At 50.9% G+C, this 16,526-nt stretch carries 4 protein-coding genes; 1 reads left to right on the top strand and 3 read right to left on the bottom strand.

Annotation, left to right across the window (positions count from 1 at the left end):
* Positions 1-8: 8 nt before the first annotated feature.
* The 3 genes from ACE5LO_RS12340 to ACE5LO_RS12330 form a co-directional block, all read right to left on the bottom strand.
* Positions 9-8,954, bottom strand: coding sequence for a non-ribosomal peptide synthetase (locus tag ACE5LO_RS12340; RefSeq protein ID WP_375520329.1), 8,946 nt, complete (start codon positions 8,952-8,954; stop codon positions 9-11).
* Positions 8,955-8,974: 20 nt separating this feature from the next.
* Positions 8,975-13,507: a non-ribosomal peptide synthetase gene (locus ACE5LO_RS12335; protein ID WP_375520328.1), complete on the bottom strand. Its 4,533-nt coding sequence runs from the start codon at positions 13,505-13,507 to the stop codon at positions 8,975-8,977.
* Between the two features lie 281 nt (positions 13,508-13,788).
* Positions 13,789-14,829: an NAD(P)-dependent alcohol dehydrogenase gene (locus ACE5LO_RS12330; RefSeq protein ID WP_375520327.1), complete on the bottom strand. Its 1,041-nt coding sequence runs from the start codon at positions 14,827-14,829 to the stop codon at positions 13,789-13,791.
* Positions 14,830-15,091: 262 nt separating this feature from the next.
* Between ACE5LO_RS12330 and ACE5LO_RS12325 the strand changes: the two genes are divergently transcribed.
* Complete coding sequence (locus tag ACE5LO_RS12325) at positions 15,092-16,117, top strand: S-layer homology domain-containing protein (RefSeq protein ID WP_375520326.1); 1,026 nt, start codon at positions 15,092-15,094, stop codon at positions 16,115-16,117.
* Positions 16,118-16,526: the final 409 nt, after the last annotated feature.

Genomic DNA, 16,526 nt, shown 5'->3' with positions numbered 1-16,526 from the left:
AGTTCGGGTTAGCGGTCCCGTCTTCGATTCAGCATTTCTCGCTTGCGCTGGTTTCCGTCCTGGATCATGGCTGCTTGCTGGTGATGGGCAGTTCGGCTGGCGATAGCCATCTCTTTCTTCCCGTCACCCGGATTCAGTTGGGCGATAAACGAGCGAATAGTAGCGTACCTGAACAACGTGGCTACACTGAATTCAAGCGCCAGCTCCTCACGAATCCTTGTATTGATCTCCAGTATGGACATGGAATTTCCACCAAGATCAAAAAAATTGTCATCCAGCCCAACCTGCTCGCACGCCAGAACATCCTGCCAGATCGCCGCAAGCTTGCGCTCGATGTCTGTCTCAGGGCGGTCTCCCCCGCCACTGCGGAGAGCAGGGCCCGTTGCGGGAGCCGGGAAAGACTTGACATCAATTTTCCCGTTGCTGCTGACCGGCATTTGCTCCAGCCTCATCCAATGGGACGGGATCATGAATTCCGGAAGTGAGGCGGTCAATGTATTCCTCAATTCCTGTGAATCAATGCTGTTCGCAGCCGTATAATAGGCGCATAAGTACAATTCTTTGCCATCATCCTGCCGGGCAATGACCACCGCCTCAGAGATCAGAGGATGCCGGCGCAGCGCACTTTCAATTTCCCCCGTCTCGATCCGCAGCCCGCGGATTTTGACTTGCGCGTCGCCCCTGCCGAGAAACTCCACGGTTCCATTCGGGAGCCATCTTGCATAATCTCCGGTCCGGTAGACCCTGCCTCCTGCAACGAACGGGTCGTTCAAAAAACGGTTGTGTGTAAGCTCGGGATTGTTATGATACCCATTGCCTACACCGATGCCGCCTATATACAATTCTCCGATAACGCCAATCGGCACCAGCTGGGCGCGTTTGTCCAAAATATAAAATCGTACATTGGGCAGGGGCCTTCCGATGGGCACCCTCGTTTCCGGCAAACTCCAGCCGGGCTTGCATTCATAATAGCTTGAATCTACCGTCGCTTCGGTGAGCCCATAACTGTTCACAATGCGCATGGCTCCGCCGAATCGGGCGTACAGGCGCCGGAAATCCTCCACTCTGCACACATCCGAGCCGATAATCAGCAGCTTCAGGAAGGATATGTCCAGATTCCGCTCACTCACATAGTTCATAAACGGGACAATCAGAGCGGAGGTCGATTCAAACAGGGTAATGCGGTGCTCCGCCATGAGACCGTATAACCGCCGAAAATCATACTTCTCTTCCTCCGAGCTGATGACCAGCTTGCCGCCATGCAGAAGCGTTCTGCCCAAATCACCGGTGAACACATCAAAGGAAATGCTCGCCAATTGCAGCAGACTGAAGTCCGGACGTGTCAGCTGATATTCCTCCCGCCAGATACGGCACATGGCGATAAACTGCCTGTGTCCGATCATGACACCTTTGGGCCTGCCGGTAGAGCCCGAGGTATAAATGATATACATCAAATCCTCGCTGTTGACGGCTGTACGGCTCACCTGCTCCGGCTTTTGCGACCAGTCCACCTGCTCAATCGGGATACAGCATATGGAAGACGACACGGACCGTGTGCTGTCTGCATGGCAGATCAGCCACTCCGCCCCGCTGTCGCTCAACATATGCGCCACCCGTTCCTCCGGATAGGCCGGATCTATCGGAACATAAGCTGCGCCTGTCCGCAATACCGCCAGGATGGCAACTATACCCTCCATGGATCGCTCCAGTAGCACACCCACCTTGCTGCCTCGCCCTGCTCCCCTGGATTGCAGAACACAGGCAAGCACGGCGGCACGCCGCTCCAGCTCAGCGTAAGTAAGAGACCGTCCCTCGTATACCAGCGCCGTTTGAAGAGCATATTGCTGTGCCGTATGTTCAAACAGCGTATAAAAGTCCTCACCGTTGGCGGAAGGTTCGACAAGCAACGGTTCGGCAAGCAGACGGTGAAATCCGGACAGCAGCCTTCTCTTCTCTTCCAACGGCAGAAATTCAATCTCTCCGAGCAACTGGTCCGGCCCTTCCGTAAAGGCCAGTAATATTTGAATGTAATAATCCATATAACGATGCACCGTCTCTGCCATAAACAGCTCTGCGCTGTATTCCAGCTCAAGCAGCATGTCCTCAGAGGTTTCTATAACATTCAGGGACAAGTCAAACTTGGATACCGGAAATGAAACCATATACGGCTCAACACGCAGCTCCGGCCACTGAGGTAATGGCAATGGCTTGGACTGGTAGCTGAACATCGTATCAAATAGCGGATTGCGGCTCATATCGCGCGGCAGATTCAGCTTCTCGATCAGATGCTCGAAAGGCAGCTCCTGATGCTCTTGAGCGAGCAATAGCAGGTCCGCTACTTCATGCACATACTGTCTTACCGTTTTGTCCGCCACAGGGCAGGAACGAAGGGCGACCGTATTGACAAACATGCCGATCACTTCCCGGATATCCGCCTGTTGACGATTGGCAAAGGGCGATCCCACAATGATATCCTCCTGGCCGGTGATGCGGAACAGCAGCGTATAATATGCTGTGAGCAGCAAGGTATTTAAAGTCACGCCATGGTTTGCCGCAGTACGGTTAAGCTTGTGGCGAAGCTCGGGCAGCACACTGGTTTTGACGGTTCCGCCGTCATATCCTTTAACTGGCGGTCTTGGCCGGTCAATCGGCAGGTTCAGAATCGGCAGCTCTCCCCCCAGTGCATCCAGCCAGAATTTTTCCTGGGTCCGGTACAGATCGGTGTGTACCAGCTGGCTTTGCCACAGACTGTAATCCTTGTAATCCACTGTTGGGGGCTGGACAAGCTCTTGTCCCTGATACAGTGCAAGCATATCCCGCACGAAAATGTCGGTACTGATTCCATCTGCAATAATATGGTGCATATCAAGCATCAATACGCTTTCTTCCTCTGCAGTGGCAGCGATGCATAGCCGCACGAGCGGAGCTTTATCCAGCGCAAAAGGCTGAATAAATTCCGAAACCATATCCTGAAGCTCCGTGCCTGTAGCTGCTTGCCGATACGACACCGGAATTTGCGCATCAGGCACGATGCGTTGAACCGGTCTCCCGTTTACCGTTTCAAAGCGGGTACGCAAGGATGCATGACGCCGGGTCATCTCATCCAGAGCCCTGGAAAGCCGTTCGTGATCCAGCCTGCCTTTGATCTTGACCATCAGCGGCATGTTATAGGAAATGCCCTCACCTTCCAGCTCGTACAGGAAATACATTCGTCTTTGGGCCGAGGATAACGGATAGCTGTCTGCGGCAGTCGCTGCTGGAATGGCCATGATTTTGCTTTTGGACGAAGATTCGGCCAATGCGCTCAATGCCCTGACTGTAGGCTGTTGGAAAAACTGGCGCAAGGATATCTCCGCACCCATGCGTTCATGAATCATCAGCAGAATGGAACTGGCCTGCAGCGAGTTGCCTCCCAGTTCAAAAAAAGAGTCTGTCGGGCTGAACGGCCCGGTCAGTTCAAGCACTTCGGACCAGATCGCGGCCATTTGCCGCTCCCCGTCCGTTGCCGCCTCCGTGTTCTCCCGTTCCTCCTCCTGATCCTGAATCATCTCTGCTGTCTGCAGCTTCTTGCGGTCAAGCTTGCCGTTCGGTGTCAGCGGGAATGAAGCAATTTGCACCAATCGTCCGGGAATCATATAAGCCGGGAGCAAATCCATTAAATGCTGCCTGACCTGCCTTGGTGAACATGCCCTTACAGCCGTGTAATAACCGACCAGTCTGCCTCCGTTCTCCTGGCTGGACTCCGCCGCCACAAGTGCCTGGGCAACGCCTTCACACGACATCATGCTTTCCTGCACTTCTTCCGTATCGATGCGGTATCCCCGTATTTTGACCTGGTGGTCCAGCCTTCCCAAATACATCAAACAACCGTCATCCAGCCACCGGACCCGATCTCCGGTTCGATACATCGTCCCCTCGCCTGTAAACGGGTTGGGTATAAATCGTTCATTCGTCAGGAGCTCGTTTCCGAAATAACCCTTTGCTACACCCTTGCCTCCGATATACAGCTCTCCCGGAATACCCGGAGGTACGAGCTGTCCTTGTGAATCCAATACATAAAGCCCTGTGTTGGCCAGAGGCCTGCCTATGTCATTACGGGTGGAGGCAGTCAATTCCTGTACCGTAGACCAGATGGTGGTCTCTGTCGGACCATACATATTGTAAATTCTGGCCATCGTGCAATTCTGAAGTCCGGCAAGCAGCTTCAGCGGAAAATGTTCGCCCCCGACGAGAATCTGCTTTGCCTGGCGAAGCAGTTCCACCCCATGGCGGTGATTCAGCAGCATAGACAAGCGGGACGGCGTCAACTGTAGTGTATGCACAGGCTTGTCCCGTACCAGACGGGCCAGCAGCTCCGGGTCCTGCTGCATGGCTTCATCGGTCATGATAACCTTCATTCCTTTAAACAAGGGCAGCAGCATTTCAACAAAAAAAATGTCAAAGGATACCGTCGTCAACGCCAGTACGCCGGAGCCTGCAGGCCATTCGATCTGTTCACTCATGGCATGGATGAAATTGAAAAGATTGTCATGGGTAATAACCACCCCTTTGGGTGACCCGGTGGAGCCGGAAGTGTACAGGACATAAGCCATATCCCCAGGTTCGTTGATCGGCTCAGGGTTAGCACTCTCTCCATCATATGCGGTCTGCTCATCGTGAAGCAGCAGCACTTCACCGATGTTGCTCTCTCCCCAACCGTTCAACCCATCCAGATGATCCGACAGCACAAGCTTGACCCGGCTGTTTTGCAGCATATGGCGTATGCGCTCCTCCGGAAAGCCGGGATCGATGGGCAGGTAAGCGCCGCCTGCCTTCAGCACGGCCATGATCGCAACCAGCAAGTGGTGGCTGCGGCCAAGGAGGATCCCGACCAGTGTATTCCGGCCTACTCCTTTGCTTCTGAGCCGCTGCGCCAACGTATTGGCCATTCCGTTCAGTTCCTCGTAGGTCAGGCTCGTTAGTGGTGTCTCAAGTGCAATCTGTCCGCCCACAGCGGCGGCCATTTGTTCAAACAGCACATGAATACCGGCCTCGACCGGATAATGGGACGGGTCAGGATTCCATGTCCGGATGATTTGATCATGCTGCGCTTCCGACAACAGTGTGATGTTCTGCAATGGACGCGAAGCGTGCATGCCCAACTCTCTCAGCAGAATGACAAAATGATGCGACATCTGCCGAATCGTTTCAGCGCGGAACAAACCGGTTCTGTATTCCCACATGAGATCAAATGTATGATTGCTATGGATCACAGCGTACAGGCTGAGGTCGAATTTGGATATTCCGGATGCAAGAGCAGCAGCCTTGATCCGTAATGCTCCGCAACGCTTGGGCTCGGTGGATGATTGCAGGGCGAACCAGACATCAAATAGCGGATTGTGGTTCAGATCCCGCGATGCTCCCACTTTAGATACAAGCTGCTCGAACGGATAGGCCTGATGTTCCAGAGCCGCTATGACGGTGCTTTTGACTTCCTCCAGCAATTGCACGAATGTTTTGCTTCCTGAAGGCTGGCTTCGTAAAGCCAGCGAGTTGACGAATACGCCGGCAAGCTGCTTCAGCTCGACATGTTCACGCCCTTCGGCCGGTGTACCCACCACGATGTCCTCCTGGCTGGTATACTTGTGCAGCAGAACATAAAAGGCGGTCAGCATAACCGTGAACAGTGTGGTATGGTGCTGCCGGGCCAGTTCCTGCAACGGCTCCAGCATGTCCGGTGCACATGAGGATATAAGCACATCCCCCTGTACGTCAGGATAGCTCCTTTTCGGATAATCCGTCGGCAAGGCCAGCAGCGGAACCTCATCCCGGAACTGCTCCAGCCAGTAGGCTTGATGCACAGTCATATCCGCACTCATCAGCTCTTTTTTCTGCCAGGCAGCATAGTCCCTGTATTCCACCATCAGCGGTTCCAGTGCTTGTCCTTCATACAGGAGCAGCAGATCCCGCAGCAAAATATCCAGTGTCGCCCCATCCGCAATCATATGATGAAGATCAAACAAGAGCATGCAGCGGGTCTCGGACAGCTTCAGCAGCTTCACTCTGAACAGCGGAGCAGCCAGGAGATCGAACGGTTGGACAAAATGGCGCAGATAACCTTCAAGCTCTGCCTCATCCAGCGGCACTACTTCCAAATATTGCTCCTGGCGCAGAGTGGGCGCCGTGCACATGCACGGATAACCTTGCACGATGTGTAAATAAGTACGCAACACAGAGTGTCTTGCCACAAGCGCTTGCAAGGCCTTTTCCAGTTGCGCTTCATGAAGCGGACCATGAATGTCCAGCCTGACCGGCATGTTATATAGCGTTGAATCCTCGGCTGCAGCTTGATGAAAATAGATACGCTCCTGAGCGGAAGAACAGATGTAATGCTCTTGTTCCCCAATGGACGGAATCGGGGTGTACGCATGGTCAACATATTGCCGCATTTCACGGCACAGAGCTTCAACCGTTGAATGCTCGAAAATAGTTCGTAACGTAAGATTGCATCCGAAATCGCGATTTAGCTCATTCACAATCAGGGAAGCGGTCAGGGAATGTCCTCCAATGTGGAACAGAGAGTCATGAATGCCAAAATCCACATCCTGAGGCACGTATTTTTTCCAGATCTCGTATACGGTCTGTTCAACATCATTTCTTGGAAGCATATAAACGGTATTGCTTTGCAGCCTGCGGCGAACAGACAGCAGCTTTTTCTGATCCAGCTTGCCGTTGAGGGTCAGAGGCATGGATTCTGTCTCGTAGAAATGGGACGGGATCATATATGCAGGCAAGCGGTTCTCCAGATGTGAGCGAATTTCCTCATCAGTAACTGTGCCACGGCATACCAGATAGGCGGCAAGCTCCGAGTTTCCCATGCTATCCTTCTGCGTTATTACGACCGCGTCGGCGATATGTGGATACTGCAGAAGCTGCTCTACAATTTCTCCAATCTCGATGCGATACCCGCGAATTTTGACCTGCTGATCCATTCTGCCCAAATACTCGAATTCACCGTTTGCAAGCTGCCTCACCAGGTCTCCTGAACGGTAGAACCGTGTTTCGCCCATCAAGGGGTGTCTGACAAACCGGGCATTTGTCAGTTCCGGTTTGCCAAGATAACCCTCGGCTACACCCAGCCCGGCAATCCACAGTTCTCCCGGTACGCCGCAAGGGACCGGATGCAGGTCACGATCCACCACCATGCCCCGCAAATGCGGTAAAAGATGACCTATGTTGCTGGCGGAGGAGCGCAGGTCTGCGGGCAGCAGCTTTTTATAGGTCGCATGAATGGTGGTCTCCGTAATGCCGTACATATTAATCAGTTCAGAATTTGGATGACGCTCTGCCCATGCCGCAATCTTGCCGGGCGTCAGCGCTTCGCCGCCAAAAATCACATAACGCGGACTCCATTCCTGTATAGCTTCTTCCTGGATGAGCCGATAAAATGCCGAAGGCGTCTGATTCAGCACCGTCACATTCTCTGCGGCCAGCAGATCAGCGAAACGCCGGGTATCCTTTACAATGGATTCCGGCACAATGATAAGTGTTGCCCCTGTCACAAGCGCCCCGAACATTTCCCATACCGAGAAATCAAAGCTGAAGGAATGGAACAGGGTCCACCGATCCTTGGCAGATAACGAAAACAGCGGCAGCGTATGCTGAAGAAGACTTGTAATTTCGCCATGCCGAATCACGGTTCCTTTCGGTTGGCCCGACGTTCCCGAAGTGTAAATAATGTATGCCGGGTCTGCGGAAGACACATCGTCCCCGAAGCACGTCTCCCCGCGCGGAACCCATTCCTCTGCAGAGTTCCACACCATTTCATCCAAATGAATGTTCGTTCCGCTTCCCCATGCTGCGGGAGCTTCAAGGCTGCTGACCGTCACCAAAAAGGCCGTTCCCGAGTCCTCAAGCATATAGCGGAATCTTTCCGCAGGAAGTCCGGGCTCAATCGGCAGATACGTTCCTCCTGCGCTCAAAATACCCAGGATTCCCGCCACCATGTCAAATGATCGTTCAACCCGGATGGCAACGATGGTGCCACGCTTCACACCTGCCTTTTGCAGGGCAGAGGCAATGCAGTCAGCACGGTGCTTAAGCTCTCCATATGTCAGTTTCTCGCTGCCACATACAAGTGCAGTATGGTTCGGTACACTGCAAGCTGTGCTGGCGAACATTTCATGCAGCAAGGACGGCTCAGGCATTGCAAAATCTACGCTCATTTCCTGTGCAAGCAAGGACAGCGAGTCAGTATCCATCATGGAAATGCCGACAATGGGCTGATCCGGCTGAAGCAGGACATTCTGAAGCAGCACCATATATTGATCCATAACCCGCCAGGCCGAGGATTCCGCGTACCGGCCCGGATCATAGTACAGCTTGATTTGAACGGAATCGGCATGAACATTCAGGGAAAAGGCAAAGGCCGCACCTATATCGTCCATCCATGCCAGACCATGAACCGTTTCGAGCATCACGGCAATTTCAAAGAATGGATTATCTGTACCTTCCCAGGGCATTCCCAGCTCACCGGCCAACACTTCAAGCGGATAACGGGCATATTCCTGTGACTGGCTCAAACCCTTCCTGATTTTCAGCAAAAGCTCCTTGAATGTATCGTCCTGCCTTACGTTTACGGGGATAAAGACAGCCGGAATGCCCAGCAGAAAATAATCCGCCCCGCAATACTTGTAGACCAGCACGGAAGCTGCCGCCGCGGCCAGCGCGTGCAGATTGGCGTTCGAGCCATTGCTTATGCGGATAAGCTCCTGGGCGGAGAATTCGGGAAGCCAGGCCGTAACGACATGTCTGGATAACTCTGACCGGACTGGAGCCAACGACGGTTGCGACAAACGGTCATAAGGTACAACCGGCTTGGGCAATTCCTCAGATACAAGCCGGATCAGCGTTTCTTTCTGATCGCGCATACTCGCTGCAAGCAAAGCCTTTTCACTATACAGTTGGTTGGACACACCCATATGCTCCTTCGCCGTTAAAATTGAAAGTCCACTTCTTCATACCGTTCGGGAACCGGTCCCGGCTCCTCATGAACCTTGATTTCAGAAAGCACCAGCTCCGGCTGCGCAGCCACCTGCTCCAGAACATGCATGTACCGTTCCGCCCATTTATGTACACTGTCTGCCGCGAACAGATGGTGTGCATATTCAATCATGAGCTTGACGGGCACCTGATCTGTTGCCAGTACCGTTACGGTAAGATCAAACTTGCTTTGCCCATGATGCAGCGGCTTCATGATCATTTCCACGCCCGGCACATCCAGGCGCTCCTCATTAGACAGCATCGTAAATACGGTGCGGAAGAACGGTTGCAGCCCGGGAGAAGCTTGCCTCTGTTTTTGAACCAGGTCAGCAAGCGGATAAAATTGATATTGCATGGCCCGCAGCATGGATTGTCTGACCTGGGAGAGCAGCCTGGAAAAAGAGATATCAGCAACAGGTGCATTGCGCAGCGGCAGCGTATTGACAAACATTCCGCTTACGGCATCCATATCCGGCTGCCAGCGCCCCGATAATGGAATCCCTACGGTCACATCCTCCTGACCGGTATACTTGTGCATTAGAATGTAATGGGCTGTCAGCAACACTGTAAATATTGACGTTTTGTGCAGCCGGGCGAGCGAGACCAGCTTATCGGCCAGTTCTGCGGGAAACGGCCACGCAAGCTGGCTTCCGCCTTTGTTGTGAAGGGAATGGGCAACATCGGGCGGCAGCGCCGCCGGAGCCGGTGCATCATGAACGACCGACAGCCAATATTGCTCGGCCTCGGCATATACCTCTGTCTTGCGAACCGCACTCTCCCAAAGAGCGTAATCCTTGTATTGCAACTGCACAGGGGCGCAGTTTTGCTGCTGATACAGTGTGATAAACTCCTGCATGAGCTGACGAACAGAATGATGGTCGGTAATGATGTGATGCAGGTCTCCCAGCAGCACATAAGAGCTTTCGTCGAGGCGAAGCAGCTTTACCCGGAACAAAGGTGCCTGTTGCAGATCAAAAGGATGGATAAAACCGGTGAGCTGACGCTTCAGTCCTTCTGCATCAACCTCTGCATATTCCAGCTCAAACGGGAGCTGACGATGTACGATTTGCCGGATTTCCCCGCCCACAGCATGAAAGCTGGTGCGCAGCGATTCATGGCGCTGAATCAAGGTACGGAACGCTTCTTCAACTCTGTAGTGATCGACTGAGCCCTTCATTTCAATCCTAAATGGCAGGTTGTAGGAGGTAAGCTCGTCCTCCCACTGGGTGCTTATATACATGGCAAGCTGCGCGCTGGACAATGGATAGTCCTGCGCTTCGGCTGCCGGGACGATGGCTGGAAGACGAAACTTCCCGTCAACGGCTGCGGCCAGCAATGCGGCAAGCTCTCCAAGGGTCGGATACCGAAAAATTTCCTGTACGGTAATTTCAATTCCCAGCTCCTTCTGAATACCCATAACCAGATACATGGCCTGCAGCGAATGTCCGCCAAGGTCCATAAAATGTGTGTTTGACGAAACATTGCCCTGTAGCGAAAGTGTTTCTTGCCATAAATGCAGGAGGATATGCTCCAGTTCACTTCGTGGCGCAAATAGATGACTGTCCTTACCGGGCCGTGCTGCTTCCTGAACCGGAAGAGGCAGGGCTTTGATATCCAGCTTGCCATTCTGGTTCTGGGGCAGCTTCTCAACAGGAACAAAATAGCTGGGCACCATGTAATCCGGCAGCTTGGACTGCATATGCTCCCTTAGCTGTGTGGACGAGAATTCCCCTGCTTCTCCCACAACATAAGCGCATAAATAAGGCTCGGTGCCCTCTTGTTCCCTCACAATAACAGCAGCCGCAGCCACGGAGGGAGCAGATAACAAATGCGATTCGACATCAGCCAGTTCAATCCGATACCCCCTGATCTTGACCTGACGATCCATCCGTCCAAGGAAATCAAGCTGTCCCTCGGAGGTCCAGCGGCCCAAATCTCCCGTACGGTACATCCATGCTCCGGGAGCAAACGGGTCGGGAACGAACCGCTCACGGGTCAGCTCCGGGTTGTTCCAGTAGCCGCGGCCAACGCCTTTTCCGCCAATGCATATTTCGCCGGGAACCCCGCACGGTTTGATTCGTCCGGCCTCGTCCATAACATAAATGTTCACATCCTCAATCGCCGTTCCAATGCAGATGGTGTCCGGTTCGTCGAAACGGTTCACGGTAGACCAAACCGTCGTTTCCGTTGGCCCATACAGATTGTAAATATCAGCAGGCAGCTTCTCCCGCAGAGAACGGACAAGCTGCTTCGGCAGCGCCTCTCCTCCAAGCAGTACATCCGTTACCCCCTGCAGCCGCTTGACATTGCCGGAATGGCTGAGCAGCGTTTTCAGCCTTGTAGGAGTTAATTGAATAATATGAATGCCAGAGCGTTCAATCAGTTCGCATAAGCGAATCGGGTCCTTTTGTTGGATCGCATCTGCCATTACGATCTTCATTCCCTTCAGCAGGGGGAGCAGCATTTCCACAATAAAAATATCGAATGAAAAGGTGGACAGTCCCAGCATGACTTTGCTCCGAGACCACTGGAGCTTGCGGTCAAATGATTGAATAAAATGAACCAGGTTGCGATTCTCAATCATGACACCTTTGGGCTTGCCGGATGTTCCCGATGTATAGAGCACATAGGCCAGATCGCGGGCAGAGCGGCTTGCCTTTACGTTTGCATAAGTCCGGTGTCCTTCTTCCAGCTCCGAAACATTCACGATGTTGCTTTCCAAACTGAATTGGTTAAGAAGCTCCCGGGTGTGATGATCCACCAGGATGAACGGTGAACGAGTATCCTCCAGGATGTCCATGATGCGGTCTGCAGGAAGCTCCGGGTCTATCGGCACGAAAGCCCCCCCTGCCTTGAGAATGGCGAGCACGGAGACAAACAGGTCAACCGATCTCTCCATAAAAAGATTTACCGGCACCTCGGGTCCGACCCCGATTTCCTGCAGCTTGAGCGCAAGCTGATTCGCCCGGTTATTGATCCGGCTATACGTCCAGTTGTCTTCTCCAAATATCACCGCCACCTGATCAGGACTCTGACTGACCTGATTTTCGAACAGCACCGGATAAAGCTGGTCCGAAGGCCAGCTGCTGTTGCAGGGTTCACTCCCCTGATCGTCCGTATGGGGAACGTCAGACCGCCGCTGCCTCAGCCATAATTCCCCTTGATGCAAGTCCAGAAGGTGGTTAACTGTTCTTTCTTTCAGATCATGCAAATGGTTGAGGAAGAAAGCAAAGTCCACAATCATGCCCTGGATAAACTGGCTCTCAAACTGATCGGTCCGATAAGACACGGAAATCCGGATGTCCGCAAACGTCTGAATGCCTACCGTTATCGGATAATGGGAATGTTCTCTTATCGAATGAGACGAAATCGCTAACTCTTCGCCGCCAAGCGCTTCAAACTGGAACAAGGGATAATTCTGAACGACAAACAGCGTGTCGAATTCGCCGTTCTGTCCCTTCCCGGCCAGCTCCTTCATGATGCTTGTCAAGGGGTAAAAGCTGTACCGTTCGCAATCCAGCAGAGATTGATGAACTTGTCCGAGAAGCTGTGAGCCGGCCGCAGCATAATCCAGCTTCACTCGAAAAGGTACGGTCTGGACGAATAATCCAACCATATCCGTTATACCCTCAAAAGGGATATTCCGGCCGGAAAGCGTGGTGCCGAAGAGCACATCCCTGCGGCCTGTATACATTTGTAAAACCAATGCCCAAGCGGTATAACACAAGCCGGCTATCGTCATTTGATTCTCCATTGCAAATCGCTTTAACCGCAGAGTCTGCTCCGGAGACATTACATGTGTTTCTTGCAGCATTTCTTTTTTCCATTTATGTTTGCTTTTCACAGAGGGTGTAATCGAAGCATGTCCGGCATGAGTCAAAGTCTTGCTCCAATAAGCCGTTTCTTCGACAAAATTCAGGTTATGTATACATTTGAGGTAGTCCAGCTTCTTTCTTTTGGGAGGCACAATAGGCTCCTGGCCCTGGCGCAGTTTGTGGTAGGCATGCCAGAATTCCTTCAGAAGAATGCCCGTGCTCCAGCCGTCAAACAAAATATGATGACTGCTGATGAGCATCTGATATTGATTGGCTTCTACTTGAATGAGCCTGATTCGGAAAGGTACTTCTTCCTGCAGCCGGAACCCGCGTTCCATATCATCAGCCATAATGCGCTGCAATTCTTCTCTTGCATCCAGCGGATCTTTCCCTGCCAGCACATCCATCCGAATTTCGGGTATGCTATTTTTCAAAATAATTTGCACCGGCTGCCTCAGACCCGACCAGCGAAATTGGGAGCGAAGAGATTCGTTGGCACGTACCACGATGTTCCAGGCTTCCTGAAAATCAGCGATCCGGATGCTTCCGGTCAAGGAGATGTTTAATTGCTCAAAGTAGTTTGGGCTGCCTTGTTCATGAATGCAATGAAATAAAATTCCTTCCTGATTGGGCGATAAAGCAACGATGTTTTCTACATTCTCTCTTTTCAACCATTCCATCTCCTTGAAATATAAAAGAATAAATTGAAAAAAATTATAGAATTGATGATCTGATGAAATTATAAAATAATATTCCTGTCGAAATCTTCAAAAGTTTGTCGTTAGAAACATATTTTTTTTGAAGGACGTCGATAGACGTTTTTTTGTGACGGCTTTACATGAAAAAAGCCTTGGTGCATGTAACACCAAGGCGGGTCTCAAGCAGGATTATGCGCTTTCGCATAGGCCTGCCCAATAGTTGACATATTTATAGTTATGTGCTCTTTTATTGTTTACAGAGTGGCCATGTCAATCACGTACCGGTAACGCACATCGTTGTTCAGAACTCGCTCATACGCTTCATCCACTTGATCGGCACGGATGATCTCAATCTTGGGAGCAATACCATGCTCTGCAGCAAAATCGAGCATCTCCTGTGTTTCTCTCATGCCACCAACATTTGAAGCCGTAATGCTGCGACGTCCAGCGTACAGGGAGAAAATATTGTACTGTTCCGGTTTACTTGGCAGCCCAACAGTTACAAGTGATCCATCTACTTCCAGCAGGGATAGATACGCATCAACATCAATATTTGCCGACACGGTGTTGATGATGATGTCAAAGTGACCAGCCAATTCCTTGAATGTCGCGGGGTCACTGGTAGTATAGAAATGATCTGCGCCAAAACTCACAGCTTCATCTTTTTTATTCGCACTTGTACTCAAGACAGTGACTTCAGCACCGATGGCATGGGCAAATTGAACGGCCAAATGACCGAGACCGCCCATCCCCAGAACAGCGACCTTCTTCCCAGGACCTGCGTTCCAGTGTTTTAACGGGGAGTACGTGGTGATACCGGCGCATAATAGCGGGCTTGCTGCAGCCAGATCCAGGCTGTCCGGGATACGAACAACAAAATGTTCTTTTACCACAATGTGTTGGCTGTATCCGCCATATGTAAGATTCCCGTCGTAGTCTGTAGAATTAAATGAAATAACTACGCCTTTAGTACAAAATTGCTCCTCACCTCGCAGGCAGAATTTGCATTCTCCGCAAGAGTTGACAAAGCAACCGACACCAACACGATCTCCCACAGCGAATTTTGTCACAGCTGATCCTACAGCGGATACGACCCCTGCAATTTCATGACCTGGGACCATGGGATAAACCGCGTTGCCAAAATCATTGTGGGCAATGTGAATATCCGAGTGACAAATCCCGCAATACTTAATATCGATCAAAATGTCGTCAGGCCGTAACTCTCTCCGCTCGATGGTTGTCTTTTCAAAAGGTGCTTTTGCGCTTGGAACGCTTAGAACATGGGTTGTACACATAGGTTTCCTCTGCTCCTTTGCCCTTGAAATAATGAGACAGCTGGTTAAGGATAAACGCACATGGATCGATTTCTCTCTTGTCCAACTGCCTGTATTCATTATATTACCAATTGTTAAAAGAATTCAATCGGAGAATTTAATAGCAAAGAGATTTATATCCGGAAATAATAAAATTAATCACCTGTGTGCAACCTTTTTAAATCTCTAGCCGTTTAGTGTAACGAGAACTTGCTTCTCAACACTATATGATGAGGTGAATGCAGTGAAAATAGTATATAAAATGATGACAGTATCTGCAGCGGCGGCTTTAATTTCTTCGGCTTTAATGGGACAAAGCTTTGCTGCTTCAAGCTCCTTTACAGATTTGAACAGCATCTCTGCAAAGGACAAAATTATCAGCCTGCAACAAAGAGGTATCGTATCCGGGGTCACATCTGAGTTGTTTGCTCCACAGACTACCCTCTCTGCTGCACAAAGCGTTCAACTTATTGTGAATGCGTTTGGACTCAATTTGGATGGCATCAGATTCCTGGTTGAACCTAAAGCGACGAATTATTTTTCAAAAGCCGATAATCATGCCTGGTATGCAAATGCGCTGATTACTGCCGGAGCTAACGGGGTTCCGCTCGATAAGGACCTGGATCCCCGTGCCCAAATGACACGTGAGGCGTTCACGGCCGAGCTTATTCTGGCGATGGAGGCACATGGGAAACTGCCATTGATCAAACCGGTTGTTGTGGAGATTCAGGATCAGGATCAACTGAATGTCGAATATTCTGGCGCCATTCAACGCGGACTTGCCTATGGTATCATCAAGCTGGATGCAGACGGCTCGTTCCATCCGCAAAAGAACATTACACGGGCGGAAGCCGCTGAAGAAATTTACAATGCAATAGAATATTTGAAAGCTCACCCGGCTCCTGTCGTTAATAATGAATCTCTCTCCACTACGGAAGGTGTTCAACTGATTAAGGATGCGTTTGCGAGCGTATATGCGCCAACTGATGTCAATATTGATCCTAACACGAAGCTGACTCGTGAATCGTTTACCTATTTACTGGTTCACACGCTGCAAACAAACGGCAAATTGCCAATGATCAAATTAGTACCGGTTGAAATCAAAGATAATGATCAAATCGATCTTTCCTATTCAGGTATGATTCAAACTGCAATTGCGTTAGAGATTGTTAAATTGGATGAGGAAGGCAAATTCAATCCAAAAGTTGAACTTACCCGCACTGATGCTAGTGACATGATCAGTAAAGCACTTGAAGCTGTTAAAGAATAACCGAATAATTAATGAAATAGAGAATAACCAAAAAGAGCAGCCCCAGGAAGATTTCCTTGGATTGCTCTTTTTTTAGATAAATATTTCAAGGTAATTACAACAGATGATATATAATACTACACTGAATCTAGACAGTCAGGATCAGTATAAACGGGAAAGGCCGAGGCAGAGACAACATTAACTCACATTTCGCACCCTGCTAAGGTGAACTTGGATTGATTTTCCTCGTGTTTTGGGATAGCCATCAGCGAACAGCACAAATCAAACCTGACCGAACAAGCAGTAATTAAATTGAGAATCGGGAGTTCTTCTCAGCTACCGAAGCGACTTCGATTTTCATCCCCTTACACGTATAGCGACTCGTCCCATCCGAACATAGCAAGCAATCTTCTCTCCTCGGAGCCAAGCG

Origin of the sequence: Paenibacillus medicaginis, assembly GCF_042138635.1 — a bacterium.
Classification (GTDB): Bacteria; Bacillota; Bacilli; order Paenibacillales; family Paenibacillaceae; genus Paenibacillus; species Paenibacillus medicaginis.
Note: the sequence above shows the minus strand (reverse complement) of the source record. Positions and strands in the feature narration are given on the sequence as shown.